Origin of the sequence: Streptomyces sp. CB02414 (genome assembly GCF_001905385.1) — a bacterium.
Lineage (GTDB): Bacteria > Actinomycetota > Actinomycetes > Streptomycetales > Streptomycetaceae > Streptomyces.
On sequence record NZ_LIPF01000003.1, the window covers coordinates 238,971 to 255,380 of the forward strand.

Below are 16,410 nucleotides of genomic sequence, written 5' to 3' on the forward strand. Positions count from 1 at the left end.
GGCCACGCCGGGAAGGAACCTGACGCCCCGCTCATCCGTATAGATGGGCGGGGCGGTGCGTCGCACAACACCGACGGGACACCGCCCGCAGGACGACCGAGGGGAAGCCATGGACCACGCGGCAGCCGGCCCACCGGACGCACAGAGCCTGCCGGGCTGCTACCGCCACCCGGACCGCGAGACCGGCATCCGCTGCACCCGCTGCGAACGCCCCATCTGCACGGACTGCATGGTCAACGCCTCCGTCGGCTTCCACTGCCCCGACTGCGCCAGCGGCCGTACCGGCGGCGGACCGGCCCCGGCCGCGTCCCGCCCGCGCACCCTGGCCGGAGGCACCGTCGCCGCCGACCCCCACCTCCTCACCAAGATCCTCATCGGGATCAACGTCGCGGTCTTCATCGCCGTACACGCCCTGTCGGAGTCCTTCCTGGGCGGCATGGTCCTGGTCGGCCAATGGCCCCCCGCCCCCTACTACATCCCGAACGAGGGCGTCGCCGAGGGCGAGTGGTACCGCCTGGTGACGACCATGTTCACCCACGAGGAAATCTGGCACCTCGGCTTCAACATGCTCAGCCTCTGGTTCCTCGGCGGCCCCCTGGAAGCGGCCCTCGGCAGAGCCCGCTACCTCACCCTCTACCTCGTCTCCGGCCTGGCCGGCAGCGCGCTCACCTACCTCCTGGCCTCACCCACCCAGGCCACCCTCGGCGCCTCCGGCGCGATCTTCGGCCTCTTCGGCGCCACCGCCGCACTCGTCCGCCGCCTCAACGCCGACATGCGGCCGATCGTCATCCTCCTGGCGATCAACCTGGTCTTCACCTTCACCTGGGCCAACATCGCCTGGCAGGCCCACGTCGGCGGCCTCGTCGCCGGCGCCGCGATCGGCTACGCCATGCTCCACGCCCCGCGCGAGCGCCGGACGCTCGTGCAGTACGGCACCTGTGCGCTGGTCCTGGTGGTCGTCGTCGGACTGACCCTGCTGAGAACCGCACAGCTCACCTGAGCGCAGGTTGTCCACAGACGGTGGCCGATCTTGTGCACAGTGTGCGGGAACAGGTGTGCCCCCTGTCACTGACCCGTGTTTCCGCAGGTCAGGCAGGGGGCGAACATGCTTTCGGTTGCCGGTACTTCCGTCACACCGGCGTCAATGTCCAGTGGGTTATCCACAGATCGTCTTTCTTTTCCCCATGTGGACAAGCCTGTGGATAACTCAGTGGATAGCCCTGGGGAGAGCTGTTCCGCGGCCTACCGCCGGGCTACTTCCACTGCGTCGAGACACCGAATCCGGCGGCGATGAAACCGAAGCCCACCACGATGTTCCAGTTGCCCAGGGAGTCAATGGGCAGTGAACCGTCGGTGACGTAGAAGACGACGATCCAGGCGAGACCGATGACGAACATGGCCAGCATGACCGGAGCCACCCAGCTGCGGCTCGTCAGCTTGATGCTGGCCGCCTGCTTCGACGGCGGCGGCGTGTAATCGGCCTTCTTGCGGATACGTGACTTCGGCACGAGGGTCTCTCCTGTCGATGCGCTGCGTGGCCGCGCAGGGAACGGGGTCGGGGACTTGGAGCGCTCCCCCGGGCGTCCGTTAGCGTAGTGCTTCCGTGGCGCCGAAGGAGATAAGGGTACGTTGAGCAATTCTGCCGACTCCCCCCAGGCGGGATCCAGCCCCGCCCGCGGACGCCGTTTCCGGCCCGTGCGGGTCCTGACGGCGGCCGTCTTCGCGCTCGCGGGCCTCATTTTCTTCACCAGCTTCGACACCGCGAAGGGCACCAATATCCGTACGGATGCCTCTTTGCTCAAGTTGTCCGATCTCATCCACGAGCGCAGCCGGGACAACGGTGAGCTGGAGGAGTCCAACGCGTCCCTGCGCGAGGAGATCGAATCGCTCGCCGAGCGCGACGACGGGCGGACGGAGGCGGAGGACGAGAAACTCGCGGCGCTTGAGGAGAAGGCGGGCACGCAGGAACTGAAGGGCGAGGCGATATCCGTCACGCTCGACGACGCCCCGCCGGACGCCACCGCGAAGCTCCCCGGCTATCCGGAGCCGCAGCCCGACTACCTGGTGATCCACCAGCAGGACCTCCAGGCGGTCGTGAACGCGCTGTGGAAGGGCGGCGCGGAGGGCATCAAGGTCATGGACCAGCGGCTGATCTCCACCAGCGCGGTGCGCTGCGTGGGCAACACCCTGATTCTCCAGGGCCGTGTCTACTCGCCGCCGTACAAGATCCAGGCGGTCGGCGACCCGGGGAAGCTGAAGAAGGCGCTGGCCGCGTCCCCGGCGATCCAGAACTACATGGTGTACGTCAATGTCTACGGGCTCGGCTGGAAGGTCGAGGACGACGGGACGGTGACGCTGCCGGGCTACTCGGGCGCGGCGGACCTGCACTATGCCCAGCCTGTGGATTGACGCCTTTCCGGGGGGCCCCGCGCCGTTAGTCTGGTGCGGTGCGGCGTGAGTGCGGCGCCGTGGTGCGACGGAAGGGACGGCATGTACGGCTGGATCTGGCGGCATCTGCCGGGGAACGCGTGGGTGAGGGCGCTGCTCTCGCTCGTCCTGGTCGTGGCCGTGGTCTACGTCCTGTTCCAGTACGTCTTCCCGTGGGCCGAACCGCTGCTTCCCTTCAACGATGTGACGGTGGACAACCAGTGAGCGCGCGCATCCTCGTCGTCGACAACTACGACAGTTTCGTCTTCAACCTGGTCCAGTACCTGTATCAGCTCGGTGCCGAGTGCGAGGTGCTGCGCAACGATGAGGTGTCGACGGCGCACGCCCAGGACGGTTTCGACGGTGTGCTGCTGTCTCCCGGGCCGGGTACGCCGGAGCAGGCGGGGGTCTGCGTCGACATGGTCCGGCACTGCGCGGCGACCGGTGTCCCCGTGTTCGGGGTCTGTCTGGGCATGCAGTCGATGCAGGTGGCGTACGGCGGTGTGGTGGACCGGGCGCCGGAGCTGCTGCACGGCAAGACCTCGCCGGTGGAGCACGCGGGCACGGGTGTGTTCGCCGGCCTCCCGTCGCCCTTCACGGCGACGCGGTACCACTCGCTGGCGGCGGAGCCGGGCACGGTGCCGGCGGAGCTGGAGGTGACGGCCCGCACGCACGACGGCATCGTCATGGGCCTGCGGCACCGGGAGCTGCCCGTGGAGGGTGTGCAGTTCCATCCGGAGTCGGTGCTGACCGAGCACGGGCACCGGATGCTGGCCAACTGGCTGGCGGAGTGCGGCGACCAGGGTGCGGTGGCGAGGTCGGCGGGGCTCGCCCCGGTGGTGGGCAGGGCCACGGCGTGACCGCACTGCGCCCCGAGCGCGACTCCGGCACGGCCGGTGACCAGGGATCCCCGTACGGGCAGCCGTACGGGGATTCCGGTGCGTTCGGGGGCGGTTTTGACGGGTGGTACGAGGATTTCGCCGCCGAGGAGGGGGCCGGGGCGCCCCTGGACGACGAGACGGTGGCGCTGCGGGTCCCGGACCCGCCGCCGGAGCGGTCGGCCACCGTCCCTCCCGTGACGGGCGGGCGTGCGGCCCGCAGGAAGGCCGCGAAACGGCGTCACGGGCGCCGTGGGGCCTCCCGGGGCCCTTCCCGGGCCCCCGAGGTCGACGAGGCGCCGAAAGCCCCTCTGTCGCGCGTGGAGGCCCGTCGGCAGGCCCGCGCCCGCAAGCCGGGTGCGGCGGTGATCGCCAGCCGTGCGATGGGTGAGCTGTTCATCACGACGGGCGTGCTGATGCTGCTGTTCGTGACGTACCAGCTGTGGTGGACGAATGTCCGCGCCCAGGCGCAGGCGGACAAGGCGGCCAGCAACCTCCAGGAGGACTGGGCGAACGGCAAGCGCAATCCGGGCACCTTCGAGCCGGGGCAGGGTTTCGCGCTGCTGCACATTCCGAAGCTGGACGTCGTGGTGCCGATCGCGGAGGGCATCGACGACGAGAAGGTCCTGGACCGGGGCATGGTCGGCCACTATGCGGAGGGTGCGCTGAAGACGGCGATGCCGGACGCGAAGACGGGCAATTTCGGTCTGGCCGGGCACCGCAACACCCACGGTGAGCCCTTCCGGTACATCAACAAGCTGGATCCGGGTGATCCGATCGTCGTGGAGACGCAGGACGAGTACTTCGTCTACAAGATGGCGTCGATCCTGCCGGTGACGTCGCCGAGCAACGTCAGTGTGCTGGACCCGGTCCCGAAGCAGTCCGGTTTCAAGGAACCCGGCCGGTACATCACCCTCACCACGTGCACGCCGGAGTTCACGAGCAAGTACCGGATGATCGTCTGGGGCAAGATGGTCGAGGAACGGCCGCGCAGCAAGGGCAAGCCGGATGCGCTCGTCAGTTAAGGGCGGATGACCAGTGGCAGCGACCACCGACACCGAGCACGAAGAGCAGTCCGGCACGGACGGCCGACCGGAGCCCGCGGCACGCCGCCGCGGTGGCGCCGGGCGGATCGTCGCCCGGACCGTGAGTGTCTTCGGTGAACTCCTCATCACGGCGGGCCTGGTGCTGGGTCTGTTCGTCGTCTACTCGCTGTGGTGGACGAACGTGGTCGCGGACCGCGCGGCGGACAAGCAGGCGGACGAGGTCCGCGAGAACTGGGCGCAGGACCGGGTCGGTCCGGACGGCCCGGGGGCGCTGGACACCAAGGCGGGCATCGGCTTCCTGCACGTGCCGGCGATGGGTGACGGCGACATCCTGGTGGAGAAGGGCACGTCGATGAAGGTCCTCAACGACGGCGTGGCCGGCTACTACACCGACCCGGTGAAGTCGGCGCTGCCCACCTCCGGCAAGGAGGGCAACTTCTCGCTGGCGGCGCACCGGGACGGGCACGGCGCGAAGTTCCACAAGATCGACAAGATCGAGAAGGGTGACCCGATCGTCTTCGAGACGAAGGACACCTGGTACGTCTACAAGACCTACGCCGTCCTCCCCGAGACCTCGAAGTACAACGTCAGGGTCCTCGACCCGATCCCGAAGGAGTCCGGCAAGAAGAAAGCCGGCCACTACATCACCCTGACCACCTGCACGCCGGTGTACACGAGCCGGTACCGGTATGTGGTGTGGGGGGAGCTGGTACGTACGGAGAAGGTGGACGGGGAGCGGACTCCGCCGGAGGAGTTGCGGTGACGTGACCGGGGTCCCGGAGGGACCTCAGTCCTCTAACATGACGGAGGCCCGAAGCCGCAACTTCGTCTTGCGGCTTCGGGCCTCTTCGTGGACGGTCGCTAGCGGAGTGCCTTGAGGCGCACTCCGGCGCTCCACGCCTCCAGTTCGTCCCGGTTGACGGTGACGACTCCGCTGAGCTTGGCGATCGCCTCCGACTCGTGGCTGAAGTTGCAGGTGGCGACGAAAAGCGCGATATCGACCTGGTCGATGGCGCGGGCAGCCCCGGCGAACTTCTGCATGTCCGCGCTCGGTACGGTCCAGCGGCCGGACCTGTTCTTGCACTGGACGGCGACGGTGCGGCCGTCGGCGGTCCGTCCGGTGATGTCGATGCCCCTGTCGGTGCGGGCCTGCCGTACGACGACGTCCAGGCAGCCGTCGCGTCGCAGCAGGTCGGCGACGTGGTGCTCGAAAGCTCGCCAGGTCATGGCCTTGAGCTTGCTCCTGACCTCGTCGACGGGGGTGTCTCCCTCCAGGACGGCGAGGCGGGCGTGGTGCCAGCACAGCTTGCGCTCGACGTTCTCGATGTCCTCGCGGAGTTCGATGAGCTCGCGACGGTGTTCACCGGAGGTCTCGATCAGTGCGTTGAGCATCGGGACGACGGTCTTGCCGAGGATGTGGGTGATGCGTTGGTCGAGGACGGATGTGTCTGTCGGGGACGGGTTTTCCACAGGCTGTGTGCGGGCCAGGTACTCCATGTCCAAGAGGTAGACACGCACCTGACGTGCGACTTCGCTGTCGCGGAGGAGCATGGCGATGTTGAGGACGGCGCGGCGGGGGAAGAGGGCAAGGGAGCGCGTGCGCGACCGAATGCCACTGCGTTGCTTGAAGTCACTCAGTTCTGGGCCTGTCAGAACTCGGTATCCACTCGTCTCCAGCTCGTCACGATGATCGTGGACGAGGGCGCGTACTGCTTCCACTGTGACGTTGAAGTACGTCGCCACCATCGCCGTAGTCACATGCATGCCGTCCGGCAGCAGTGACAGTGCCTTGACGCGGTCGAGTACGTCGGTGCGCTCGAGCACGCTGCTGCGTAGGGCCGGTGATTCCAGTAGGACGGTCTCGCTGATCATGGTCGTTCCTCTCTCGGGTCGTGTGGTCACCCTGAGTAAACGAGTCATGACATATGAAGACACGACAGAGCCCCGGTCCCTCCGTCGAGGGGCCGGGGCTCTTGCCGTTCGCGTTCTCGCTCGCGGGTCAGTCGTCGCCGCGGAGGCCGCCGATGATGCCGCCGCCGTTGCCGCCGTTGCCACCGCCGCCGTTGCCGTTGCCGCCGATGGTGGTGAGGACGACCGGCGTGGCGCCCGGGTCGTCGACCTCGGTGTTGGGCTGCGGGTTCATGGCGACGACCATCGCGTTGTCGTCACCGGGCGCGCCCGGCTGGACCTGGACGTTGGTGAAGCCGTTCTCCTGGAGGATCTGCCGGGCCTCGGCGAGGGTCTTGCCGCGGACCTCCGGCACCTTGGTCTTCTCGATGGCCTTGCCGATGAAGATCGTGACCTTGGAGCCCTTGTCGATCTGCTGGCCGTTGGACGGTGTGGTGGAGATGACCTTGTCGACCTGGTTCGGGTCGTTGGTCGGCTGGTCGGTGCACTCACCTTCCAGGCCGTTGTTCTCCATCTGGGCCTTGGCCTCGTCGCAGGTGCGGCCGGTGACGTCCGGCACCGTCGCCTTCTCCACGGGCTTGGCGACCTCCAGGGTCACCGTGGAGCCCTTCTCGAGCTCCTTGCCCGGGTCGGGGTCCTGGCTGAGGACGGTGCCCTCGTCCTGGGAGGACTCGGTCTGCTTGGTCTCGACGACGAAGCCCTTGTCCTCGAGCTGCTGCTTGGCCTCGTCGATGTTCTTGTCGATGACGTTGGGCACGGCGATCTTCGGTGCGCCCGTCGAGACCACGAGTTCGACGCTGGACTTCTTCTGGACCTCGGTGCCCTGCTGCGGGTTCTGCGAGCAGACGTTGCCCTTGGGCTGGTCCTCGCAGGGCTGCTGCTTGAAGGTCAGTTCCAGGTCGGCGTTGGTCGCCTGTTGCTGGGCGTCCGCCTTGGTCTGGCCGACGAAGGCGGGGACGGCGACCTTGTCGTTGCCCGGCCCTTCGTTGCCGAAGAGCTGCATGCCGATGAGGATCGCGCCGACCAGGACCAGGACGCCGGCCAGGACCAGGAAGATCGTGGAGGCGTTGGACTTGCGGGGCTGCTGGCGGCGCCGGTCGGGGCGGTCGTCGTAGCCGTAGCCGCCGTCGTCCGGGTTCATGGGCGGCAGCATGGTGGTGGCGCCCGCGCCGGCGTCGGAGCGCAGGGCGGTCGTCGGCTGGTCGTCGGGGTAGGCGCCGTAGCCGCCGGCGGTCATGGCGCCCATCGCGGCGGTGGCGCCGACCGGCTGGCCGTCGAGGCAGGCCTCGATGTCGGCGCGCATCTCGTCGGCGGACTGGTAGCGGTAGTCGGGGTCCTTGACCAGGGCCTTGAGGACGATGGCGTCCATCTCGGGCGTGATCTCGGGGTCGAAGACGCTGGGCGCCTGCGGTTCCTCGCGCACGTGCTGGTAGGCGACCGCGACCGGGGAGTCGCCGACGAAGGGCGGGCGCACGGTCAGCAGCTCGTAGAGGAGGCAGCCGGTGGAGTACAGGTCGGAGCGGGCGTCGACCTGCTCGCCCTTGGCCTGCTCCGGGGAGAGGTACTGGGCGGTGCCGATGACCGCGGCGGTCTGGGTCATGGTCATGCCGGAGTCACCCATGGCGCGGGCGATGCCGAAGTCCATGACCTTGACCTGGCCGTTGCGGGTGAGCATCACGTTGGCCGGCTTGATGTCGCGGTGGACGATGCCGGCCCGGTGCGAGTACTCCAGCGCCTGGAGGATGCCGATGGTCATCTCCAGCGTCCGCTCCGGCAGCAGCTTGCGGCCGGAGTGGAGCAGTTCGCGGAGGGTGGAGCCGTCGACGTACTCCATGACGATGTAGGGGATCGACACGTTGTCGATGTAGTCCTCGCCCGTGTCGTAGACCGCCACGATCGCGGGATGGTTGAGCGAGGCGGCCGACTGGGCCTCCCGGCGGAAGCGGGCCTGGAAGGACGGGTCGCGCGCGAGGTCGGCGCGCAGCGTCTTCACCGCCACCTGGCGCCCGAGCCGGGTGTCATGAGCGTGGTAAACCTCCGCCATGCCACCACGGCCGAGCACTGGGCCCAGCTCGTACCGGCCGCCGAGGCGACGCGGCTCTTCCATGGTTACTACCAGCCCTCTCCGTCGGTCCCGACCGGCACGCTTGTACGGTCGGTGGCTGCCGTCCGGCCTACCGTACCCGGCTCGCTGCGGGTGACCTGGCCAAGCCCGATACCCGATACAGGACCGGTATCGCAACGTGCGCCTATGTGAAGGGAACGTGACCGGAGTCACGTCCTGTTCAGTGTGTGGTCACTTCTTGCTCTCCAGCACGGCCTCCATCACGTTCTTGGCGATCGGGGCCGCGAGGCCGCCGCCGGAGATGTCGTCGCGGTTGGCGTTCTCGTCCTCGATCACCACGGCGACGGCGACGGGCGAGCTGCCGTCCTCGGCCTTGGCGTAGGAGATGAACCAGGCGTAGGGGTTCTCGCTGTTGTCGACGCCGTGCTGTGCGGTGCCGGTCTTGCCGCCCACGGTGACGCCGTCGATCTGCGCGTTGGTTCCCGTGCCGTCCTCGACGACGGTCTCCATCATGGACTGGAGGATCTGGGCGTTGTCCGCGGACAGCGGCTCGCTCATCTCCTCGGGGTCGGTCTTCTCGATGGTGTCGAGGTTGGGGGCCTGGAGTTCGTCGACCATGTACGGCTTCATCAGGGTGCCGTTGTTGGCGATGGCGGAGGTGACCATGGCCATCTGCAGCGGGGTGGCGGCGGTGTTGTACTGGCCGATGGCGGAGAGCGCGGTCTGCGACTCGTTCATGTCGTCGGAGAAGACGGAGGCGCTGGAGCGGACGGGGACGAACTGCTCCTCGTTGAAGCCGAACTCCTCGGCGGTCTCCAGCATCTTGTCGTTGCCGAGGTTGGAGCCGATCTTGCCGAAGACGGTGTTGCAGGACACCCGCAGTGCCTCGCGGAGGGTGGCGTCCTCGCAGGGGAGGTCGCCCTCGTTGGGCAGTTCGGTGGTGGTGCCGGGCATGGTCCAGGGCAGCGGGGAGTCGGTCTTCTCGTCGGCCGAGTCGTACAGGCCGTGTTCCAGGGCGGCGGCCGCGGTGAGCACCTTGAAGGTGGAGCCGGGCGGGTAGACCTCGCGCAGGGCGCGGTTGAGCATCGGGTCGTCGGGGTTGTTCTTCTTCTGGAGCTTGTTCCAGGCTTCGCCGGCCGCGCCGTCGCTGCCCGCGATGGCGGTGGGGTCGTACGAGGGGTAGGAGGCCATCGAGAGGATCTTGCCGGTGGAGGGTTCGATGGCGACGACGGCGCCCTTGCCGCCCTGCTTCTTCAGTCCGTCGTAGGCGGCTTTCTGGGCGGCGCTGTTGAGGGTGGTGACGACGTTGCCGCCCTCGCGCTGCTTGCCGGTGATCATGTCGAGGGTGTTGCGGAAGAAGAGCCGGTCGTCGTTGCCGGTGAGGATGCCGTCGTTGATGGCTTCGATCTGGGTGGCGCCGTAGGCCTGGGAGACGTAGCCGGTGACGGGCGCCCACATGGCGCCGTCCTTGTAGGTGCGCTTGTACTTGAAGTCGCCGTCGGTGGTGGCGTGGCCGGTGATGGCCTGGCCGTCGACGATGATGTCGCCGCGGGGGCTGGCGTACCGCTCGATGGCGACGCGGCGGTTGTGCTCGTCCTCCTTGAGCTCGTCGGCCTGGACGTACTGGAGCCAGTTGTCGCGGATGAGCAGGGTGAGGACGAGGAGGCCGCAGAAGAGTGCGATGCGGCGCAGTGGCTTGTTCACGGGCGGACCACCTGGGTCATCTCGGCGTCGGGGTTCGCGGGTGCCGCTGGTGCGGGTCTGCGAGCCGTGTCGCTGATGCGCAGCAGGATGCCGATCAGGGCCCAGTTGGCGATGACGGAGGAGCCTCCGTACGCCAGGAAGGGCATGGTCATGCCGGTGAGCGGGATGAGGCCCATGACGCCGCCGGCGACGACGAAGACCTGGAGGGCGAAGGCGCCGGAGAGGCCGATGGCGAGGAGCTTGCCGAAGGGGTCGCGGGCGGCGAGGGCGGTGCGTACGCCGCGCTCGACGATGAGGGCGTAGAGCAGGAGCAGCGCCATGAGGCCGGCGAGGCCGAGTTCCTCGCCGAAGGTGGCGAGGATGAAGTCGGAGTTGGCGGCGAACCGGATCAGGTCGGAGTGGCCCTGGCCCCAGCCGGAGCCGAGGGTGCCGCCGGAGCCGAAGGCCCACAGGGCCTGCATGGCCTGCTCGGAGTGGCCGCCCTGGCCGGCGCGGGAGAGCGTGTACTCCTTCATCGGGTCGAGCCAGGCGTCGACGCGCTGCTGGATGTGGGGTTCGAAGGTGGCGACGCCGACGGCGCCGACGGCGGACATCAGCAGGCCGAAGACGATCCAGCTGGTGCGCTCGGTGGCGACGTACAGCATGATCACGAACATGCCGAAGAAGAGCAGCGAGGTGCCGAGGTCGGTCTCGAAGACCAGGATGAGGATGGAGACCATCCAGACGACCAGGATGGGGCCGAGGTCGCGGCCGCGGGGCAGGTAGAGGCCCATGAAGCGGCGGCTGGCGAGGGCGAGCGCGTCGCGCTTGACCATCAGGTAGCCGGCGAAGAACACGGCCAGCACGATCTTGGCGAACTCGCCCGGCTGGATGGAGAAGGAGCCGACCTGGATCCAGATCCGGGCGCCGAAGACGTCGCGGCCGAGGCCCGGTACCAGCGGGAGCAGCAGCAGGATCAGGGCGCCGACCATGGAGATGTAGGTGTAGCGCTGCAGGACGCGGTGGTCCTTGAGGAAGATCAGCACGGCCACGAACAGGGCGATGCCCATCGCGGTGTACATCAGCTGGCGGGGTGCGGCGTTGCCGGCCTGGTCGATGGACTGGAGGAGTTCGGACTGGTCCAGGCGCCAGATGGCGACGAGGCCGAGTCCGTTGAGGAGGGTGGCCAGGGGCAGCATCAGCGGGTCCGCGTAGGGCGCGAACTTGCGTACGACGAGGTGGCCGACGCCGGCCAGCAGGCCGAGGCCGAGGCCGTAGCTCAGCAGGCCGGCGGGTACCTCGTCGTTGATGGCCAGTCCCACGTTGGCGTACGCGAAGACCGGGATGAGGACGGCGAACACGAGCAGCGCCAGCTCGGTGTTGCGCCGGCTCGGCGCGCCGATGGCGCCGATCGTGGACGTGTGGTGCGTCGGCGAGTTGGAAGTACTGCTCATCGGGTGACGGTGCCTCTCACGGCTTGCCTACTGCTTACCGCACAGCGAGACGACCTTCTGCTCTTCCTCCGAGAGGGTCGGGCCGGGGCCAGGAGTGGGTGCGGTCGTGGACGGGGGCTCGGACGATTCGGGTGCCTTCGGCGTTCCCGACGTGCTCGGGCTCGGTGAGGCCTTGGACGTGAAGGAGGCGGGTGTGGTTCCCGTGGTGCCTCCGGCCTGGCCCTGGCCCGTCTTCGCGTTCTGCTCGTTCTTGGCGTCCTGCTCGTTCTTCGCGTCCTGCGCGGAGCGGCGCTCGGCCTGCTTCTTGCAGGCGGAGGCCTGGACCGCCAGTTCCTCGATCTTGGCGCGCGCGTCGGCGAGGTCGCCTTCGGGCATGGTGGCCTCGACCAGTTTCTGCTGGTAGGGCGGCAGGTACTTGAGTTCGATCTCGGGGTGGTCCTTCTGGACCTTGGAGAGCGAGACCCAGGCGAGGTCCTGGCTGATGCCCCGGTACAGCGCGAGGTGGTCGTCCTTGGTGCCGACGTAGTACTGGGTCTGGGTCCAGCGCCAGCCGCCGTACATGCCGCCGCCGATGACGGCGAGGGCGAGCACCGTGTAGAGGGATCTCTTGAGCCACTTGCGGTTCTTGCGGGGTTTGACGAAGTCGTCGGGGCCGTAGTCGTCGAAGCCGCCGGCGGGGATGAAGCCGGTGGTGTCGCCGCTGCCGGGCGGGCCGAACTCGCCGCCGCCGCCGTGCCGGCCGCCGCTCTGGCGGCCGAGGCCGGCGGCGCGGCCGGCCGGGGTCTGCATGATGCCGTTGTCGCCGAACTGGGCCTGGTTCTCGGCGACGGCGCCGACCACGACCGGGGTGTCGGACAGCTGTCCGGCGAGGGTGTCGCCGGTGTCGAGGTCGAGGACGTCGGCGACGATGACGGTGATGTTGTCGGGGCCGCCGCCGCGCAGCGCGAGCTGGATCAGCTCCTGCACGGTCTCCTGGGGGCCCTGGTAGCTGGCGAGGGTGTCTTCCATCGTCTGGTGGGAGACGACGCCGGACAGTCCGTCGGAGCAGATGAGGTAGCGGTCGCCGGCCCGCACCTCGCGGATGGACAGGTCGGGTTCGACGTGGTCGCCGCTGCCGAGCGCCCGCATCAGCAGGGAGCGCTGGGGGTGGGTGCCGGCCTCTTCCTCGGTGATGCGGCCCTCGTCGACGAGGCGCTGCACCCAGGTGTGGTCCTGCGTGATCTGGGTGAGGACGCCGTCGCGCAGGAGGTAGGCGCGGGAGTCGCCGACGTGGACGAGGCCGAGGCGCTGGCCGGTCCACAGCAGAGCGGTGAGGGTGGTGCCCATGCCCTCCAGGGCGGGGTCCTCCTCGACCATCTGCCGCAGCTGGTCGTTGGCGCGCTGGACGGCGTGGCCGAGGGAGGTGAGGACGTCGGAGCCGGGTACGTCGTCGTCGAGGGCGACGATGGTGGAGATCACCTCGGAGGAGGCGACCTCGCCGGCGGCCTGGCCGCCCATGCCGTCGGCGATGGCGAGCAGGCGGGGGCCGGCGTAGCCGGAGTCCTCGTTGCCCTCCCGGATCATGCCCTTGTGGGAACCGGCGGCGAAGCGCAGTGACAGACTCATGCCCACCTCGCCCGTCGGCTGCTCCGGGTACAGCCGGTCGTGTCGAGCCACACTGCCCACCCTCCGGTCGGGAGCGCGCCGGGGCCCGGGGTGCCGGCCGCCGGTGCGTGCTCGCTCCGCTCGCGCTCAATCATTGGTGTAGCACTACTTCCGCAGCTCGATGACGGTCTTGCCGATGCGGATCGGCGCGCCCGGGCCAATCGGTGTGGGGGTCGTCAGCCGGGACCGGTCCAGGTAGGTGCCGTTGGTGGAGCCCAGGTCCTCGACGATCCACTGGCCGTTCTGGTCCGGGTAGATCCTGGCATGGCGGCTGGAGGCGTAGTCGTCGTCCAGCACGATCGTCGAGTCGTGTGCCCGGCCGAGCGTGATGGTCTGGCCCTGGAGGGCAACGGTGGTGCCGGTGAGGGTGCCCTCCGTCACGACCAGCTTGGTGGGGGCGCCGCGGCGTCCCCGGCCGCCGCCCTGCTGCTGGCGCTGCGGCGGTGGCGCCTGGCCCTGGCGCGCGGCGGCCTGCTGCGGCCGGTCGGCGCCGCGCCGTGCTCCGCGCTGGGTGACCCGCGTGCCGAACAGGTCGCTGCGGATGACCTGCACGGCCACGATCACGAACAGCCACAGTACGGCCAGGAAACCCAGCCGCATGACCGTGAGGGTCAGCTCTGACATTGCCCCCGGATCACCCTTCGGCTTGCCTATAGATAACGGTGGTGCTGCCCACGACGATCCGCGAGCCGTCGCGGAGCGTAGCGCGGGTGGTGTGCTGCCCGTCCACCACGATGCCGTTGGTGGACCCGAGATCCTGGATCGTCGAGGGCGTTCCGGTCCGGATCTCGCAGTGCCGGCGGGAGACGCCGGGGTCGTCGATCCGCACGTCGGCCTCGGTGCTGCGTCCGAGGACGAGGGTCGCGCGGGAGATCTGATGGCGGGTGCCGTTGATCTCGATCCAGTGGCGGGTGCGTCCGCCGGCCGCGGGTGCGGCCGGGGGCTGCTGGCCGCCCGCGGGCTGCGGGTAGCCGTATCCGCCGGGGCGGCCGCCGGGCGGCGGCGTGGACGGCATGGGCGGGGCGCCCGCGGGGGCGGAGGCCGGCGGGTAGCCGTAGCCGCCGCCGGGTGCGCCGGGGCGTCCGGACGGGGCGGGGGGCGCGGCGGATCCGGCGGGTGCCGGGCCGCCCTGGTGGCTGCTGGAGGAGGCGAGCGTACGGCTGCGCACCCGGTACAGGCCGGTGTCGAGGTCGTCCGCCTTCTCCAGGTGGACCTTGATCGGTCCCATGAAGGTGTAGCGCTGCTGCTTGGCGTAGTCGCGGACCATGCCGGCGAGTTCGTCGCCGAGCTGGCCGGAGTAGGGGCTGAGGCGCTCGAAGTCGGGCGTGCTCAGCTCCACGATGAAGTCGTTGGGTACGACGGTGCGGTCGCGGTTCCAGATGGTCGCGTTGTTGTCGCATTCACGCTGGAGTGCTCCCGCGATCTCCACGGGCTGCACCTCGGACTTGAACACCTTCGCGAAGGTGCCGTTGACCAGACCTTCGAGACGCTGCTCGAACTTCTTCAGGACTCCCATGGGGCACCTCCTCCGTCGACGCCGTCCTGTCCGCTGCCTTGCGTACTGCTGTTTCGCGTACTGCTTTCCTGCGTACTTCCCGCGTGCGTACCGCTCACGCGCGCACTGTCCACCTGGTACTGCTTACTGATCGTATCCACGCGCCGGTCGATCGGCTGGTTCCCCCTGTCGGCCCGGTCGACGGTGTCGACGCCTCCCGGTGCCTCCCGGTACTCATGCCCAGGATCGTAGAGGCGGCCGCAGACCAGTGTCCCGCACCCGGCCGTGGACCCCCACCGGCTCCTGGGCGGATGCGCCGGACCGGTACGAGGTTGATACGTGAACGGCCGGCGGCCGTGACGAGTGCCCGAAGGAGGGCGGGCGTCCCGGTTCCCCTGCCCTTGCCCGCCCTTCACCGCCGGGAAAGGGATGTGAATCCACCCCGTACAGCGTGCTAATGTTCTCGTGTCGGAAGGCGCCGGACCGCAAGGAAAGGCCCCGAGGACACACCCAATGCGCGGGTGGCGGAATAGGCAGACGCGCTGGATTCAGGTTCCAGTGCCCGCAAGGGCGTGGGGGTTCAACTCCCCCCTCGCGCACCAGCCGGAAGCCCCTCAGGTCTCGGACCTGAGGGGCTTCCGCGTGTTCGGGTGCCGGGCCGTGGGGTGCCGGGTGCTGTGAGGAAGGTCTCAGGCCTCGCGGCGCCACAGGGCGGGCACGTTGGGCGGCTCCCAGCCGGCCATCGAGGTGTGTGCCTGGAGACAGCGGTAGGCGCTCCCGCCGTGCGTCACCCGGTCCCCGGCCGCGTAGGAACGGCCGGCCGCCCAGGTGCCGCCCGGGGGGTCGGTGGGCGGGTCGGTGGGGTCCGGGCCCGGGCCGCCGTCCACGTTCAGGACGAAGTCGAAGGTGGCCTCCTTGCCGCCGCCGGCGTCGCGGACGTTCATCAGCAGCGCCGGGTCGAAGATCGCGTCCGTGCTGTTGCGGGGCTCGCCGGGGAAGTAGAGCTGGGTGGTCAGCACGGGCTCGCCGGGCGCCTGCGCCTTGACGTGGATGTGCCGGGTGCGGCCCGGGTAGAGGCCGGGGACGATCGTGCGCAGGGTGAAGGCGCCGGAGGCGTCGGTGAACTGGTGGCCCCGGAAGCGGTACCCGGCCATGTCGTAGGCGCCGGCGTTGTCGGCCTGCCAGAAGTCCAGGAGCACGCCGGACAGCGGGACGCAGTTGCGGCCGAAGACGTAACCGCTGACGGTCAGCGGGGTGCCCGGGGTGCCGGGTGTCACCAGGTCGGTGCGGAGCGGGGAGTTCGGTTTGAAGTAGGGGCCCTCCATCTGGTCGGGCGTCGGGTCGTCGCCGTCGTCGCAGTAGGGGGTCGGCGGCAGGGTCCGGCCGGTGGAGCTTCGGGCGGCGTCCCGGGCCAGCGCGATCGAGCCGGTGGCGAGCAGCGGGACGGCGGCGCCGGCGGCGACGGCCGCCCTGAGCAGCGTCTTGCGGCTGACGCCGCGGTCGGGGGCGGCGCCGGGCCCGGGCTCGTCGGGGCCGGTGGGGGAGGTGGGGGCGTCGGAGGTCATGGCGGTTCCTCGGTCTCCTCGGTGGGGTGGTCCCTGGGGAAGCTGGGCGGGACGTGCGGAATCCGGGACGTCGGGGACAGGGAGCGCGCCCGCCGGCGCGGGGCAGGCTGCTGTCGTTGCTTCGACGGGCGCGCTCCGTGGTGATCGCTGGAAACCGTAGGCGCGGCGGCCGGGGCCCGGGCACCTCCTGTTTCGCCCTCTGCCCGGCGTTATGCGGGGCTGGTGGGGCGCGTTCGCGGGTTGGA

Annotated in this window: 15 protein-coding genes and 1 tRNA gene; 7 read left to right on the forward strand and 9 right to left on the reverse strand. The window is 69.3% G+C overall.

The window, feature by feature from the left end; translation table 11 throughout:
• Nucleotides 1–109: 109 nt before the first annotated feature.
• Complete coding sequence (locus tag AMK11_RS12090) at nucleotides 110–1,000, forward strand: rhomboid family intramembrane serine protease (RefSeq protein ID WP_073726147.1); 891 nt, start codon at nucleotides 110–112, stop codon at nucleotides 998–1,000.
• A gap of 253 nt (nucleotides 1,001–1,253) precedes the next feature.
• On the opposite strand, the gene crgA is transcribed toward AMK11_RS12090, so the two are convergent.
• Complete coding sequence (crgA, locus tag AMK11_RS12095; RefSeq protein ID WP_073726149.1) at nucleotides 1,254–1,508, reverse strand: cell division protein CrgA; 255 nt, start codon at nucleotides 1,506–1,508, stop codon at nucleotides 1,254–1,256.
• A 121-nt stretch (nucleotides 1,509–1,629) separates the two neighbouring features.
• Between crgA and AMK11_RS12100 the strand changes: the two genes are divergently transcribed.
• The 5 genes from AMK11_RS12100 to AMK11_RS12115 all read left to right on the forward strand — a co-directional run bounded on the left by AMK11_RS12100 (nucleotide 1,630) and on the right by AMK11_RS12115 (nucleotide 5,114).
• The gene (locus AMK11_RS12100; protein ID WP_073726151.1) at nucleotides 1,630–2,409 is read left to right on the forward strand and encodes a DUF881 domain-containing protein; all 780 of its coding nucleotides are present in this window, start codon (nucleotides 1,630–1,632) and stop codon (nucleotides 2,407–2,409) included.
• An 81-nt stretch (nucleotides 2,410–2,490) separates the two neighbouring features.
• On the forward strand, nucleotides 2,491–2,652 hold the full coding sequence (locus AMK11_RS36800; protein ID WP_163015848.1) for a hypothetical protein: 162 nt from the start codon (nucleotides 2,491–2,493) through the stop codon (nucleotides 2,650–2,652).
• On the forward strand, nucleotides 2,649–3,287 hold the full coding sequence (locus tag AMK11_RS12105; RefSeq protein ID WP_073726153.1) for an aminodeoxychorismate/anthranilate synthase component II: 639 nt from the start codon (nucleotides 2,649–2,651) through the stop codon (nucleotides 3,285–3,287). The genes AMK11_RS36800 and AMK11_RS12105 overlap by 4 nt, the downstream gene beginning before the upstream one ends.
• Nucleotides 3,284–4,330 (forward strand): class E sortase, encoded by a 1,047-nt coding sequence (locus AMK11_RS12110; RefSeq protein WP_073726155.1) that lies wholly within the window; start codon nucleotides 3,284–3,286, stop codon nucleotides 4,328–4,330. Before AMK11_RS12105 ends, AMK11_RS12110 begins: the two co-directional genes overlap by 4 nt.
• A gap of 13 nt (nucleotides 4,331–4,343) precedes the next feature.
• Complete coding sequence (locus tag AMK11_RS12115; protein ID WP_073726157.1) at nucleotides 4,344–5,114, forward strand: class E sortase; 771 nt, start codon at nucleotides 4,344–4,346, stop codon at nucleotides 5,112–5,114.
• 98 nt (nucleotides 5,115–5,212) lie between these two features.
• Here AMK11_RS12115 and AMK11_RS12120 read toward each other — a convergent pair whose 3' ends face one another.
• The 7 genes from AMK11_RS12120 to fhaA form a co-directional block, all read right to left on the reverse strand.
• Complete coding sequence (locus AMK11_RS12120) at nucleotides 5,213–6,223, reverse strand: restriction endonuclease (RefSeq protein ID WP_073726159.1); 1,011 nt, start codon at nucleotides 6,221–6,223, stop codon at nucleotides 5,213–5,215.
• Between the two features lie 127 nt (nucleotides 6,224–6,350).
• Nucleotides 6,351–8,366: a Stk1 family PASTA domain-containing Ser/Thr kinase gene (pknB, locus tag AMK11_RS12125; RefSeq protein WP_073726161.1), complete on the reverse strand. Its 2,016-nt coding sequence runs from the start codon at nucleotides 8,364–8,366 to the stop codon at nucleotides 6,351–6,353.
• 189 nt (nucleotides 8,367–8,555) lie between these two features.
• A complete protein-coding gene (locus AMK11_RS12135) occupies nucleotides 8,556–10,028 on the reverse strand; it encodes a peptidoglycan D,D-transpeptidase FtsI family protein (protein WP_073726163.1) in 1,473 nt (490 codons plus the stop codon).
• On the reverse strand, nucleotides 10,025–11,461 hold the full coding sequence (locus AMK11_RS12140) for an FtsW/RodA/SpoVE family cell cycle protein (protein WP_073726165.1): 1,437 nt from the start codon (nucleotides 11,459–11,461) through the stop codon (nucleotides 10,025–10,027). Before AMK11_RS12140 ends, AMK11_RS12135 begins: the two co-directional genes overlap by 4 nt.
• Before the next feature lie 27 nt (nucleotides 11,462–11,488).
• Complete coding sequence (locus AMK11_RS12145) at nucleotides 11,489–13,066, reverse strand: Stp1/IreP family PP2C-type Ser/Thr phosphatase (RefSeq protein ID WP_073726805.1); 1,578 nt, start codon at nucleotides 13,064–13,066, stop codon at nucleotides 11,489–11,491.
• Between the two features lie 144 nt (nucleotides 13,067–13,210).
• Complete coding sequence (gene fhaB / locus AMK11_RS12150; protein WP_073726167.1) at nucleotides 13,211–13,729, reverse strand: antibiotic biosynthesis regulator FhaB; 519 nt, start codon at nucleotides 13,727–13,729, stop codon at nucleotides 13,211–13,213.
• 10 nt (nucleotides 13,730–13,739) lie between these two features.
• Nucleotides 13,740–14,621, reverse strand: a complete 882-nt coding sequence (fhaA, locus tag AMK11_RS12155; protein WP_073726169.1) for an antibiotic biosynthesis regulator FhaA — start codon at nucleotides 14,619–14,621, stop codon at nucleotides 13,740–13,742.
• Nucleotides 14,622–15,115: 494 nt separating this feature from the next.
• Between fhaA and AMK11_RS12160 the strand changes: the two genes are divergently transcribed.
• Nucleotides 15,116–15,202, forward strand: a tRNA-Leu gene (locus AMK11_RS12160).
• A gap of 87 nt (nucleotides 15,203–15,289) precedes the next feature.
• Here the strand turns inward: AMK11_RS12160 and AMK11_RS12165 are convergent.
• Nucleotides 15,290–16,165: a carbohydrate-binding protein gene (locus AMK11_RS12165; RefSeq protein WP_073726171.1), complete on the reverse strand. Its 876-nt coding sequence runs from the start codon at nucleotides 16,163–16,165 to the stop codon at nucleotides 15,290–15,292.
• Nucleotides 16,166–16,410: the final 245 nt, after the last annotated feature.

What these genes read in the sequence shown, in the direction of transcription:
- AMK11_RS12165 (WP_073726171.1), bottom strand. Translation starts at nt 16,165, where the DNA reads ATGACCTCCGACGCCCCCACCTCCCCCACCGGCCCCGACGAGCCCGGG.
- fhaB (WP_073726167.1), bottom strand. Translation starts at nt 13,729, where the DNA reads ATGTCAGAGCTGACCCTCACGGTCATGCGGCTGGGTTTCCTGGCCGTA.
- AMK11_RS12090 (WP_073726147.1), top strand. Translation starts at nt 110, where the DNA reads ATGGACCACGCGGCAGCCGGCCCACCGGACGCACAGAGCCTGCCGGGC.
- fhaA (WP_073726169.1), bottom strand. Translation starts at nt 14,621, where the DNA reads ATGGGAGTCCTGAAGAAGTTCGAGCAGCGTCTCGAAGGTCTGGTCAAC.
- AMK11_RS12145 (WP_073726805.1), bottom strand. Translation starts at nt 13,066, where the DNA reads ATGAGTCTGTCACTGCGCTTCGCCGCCGGTTCCCACAAGGGCATGATC.
- AMK11_RS36800 (WP_163015848.1), top strand. Translation starts at nt 2,491, where the DNA reads ATGTACGGCTGGATCTGGCGGCATCTGCCGGGGAACGCGTGGGTGAGG.
- pknB (WP_073726161.1), bottom strand. Translation starts at nt 8,366, where the DNA reads ATGGAAGAGCCGCGTCGCCTCGGCGGCCGGTACGAGCTGGGCCCAGTG.
- AMK11_RS12140 (WP_073726165.1), bottom strand. Translation starts at nt 11,461, where the DNA reads ATGAGCAGTACTTCCAACTCGCCGACGCACCACACGTCCACGATCGGC.
- AMK11_RS12120 (WP_073726159.1), bottom strand. Translation starts at nt 6,223, where the DNA reads ATGATCAGCGAGACCGTCCTACTGGAATCACCGGCCCTACGCAGCAGC.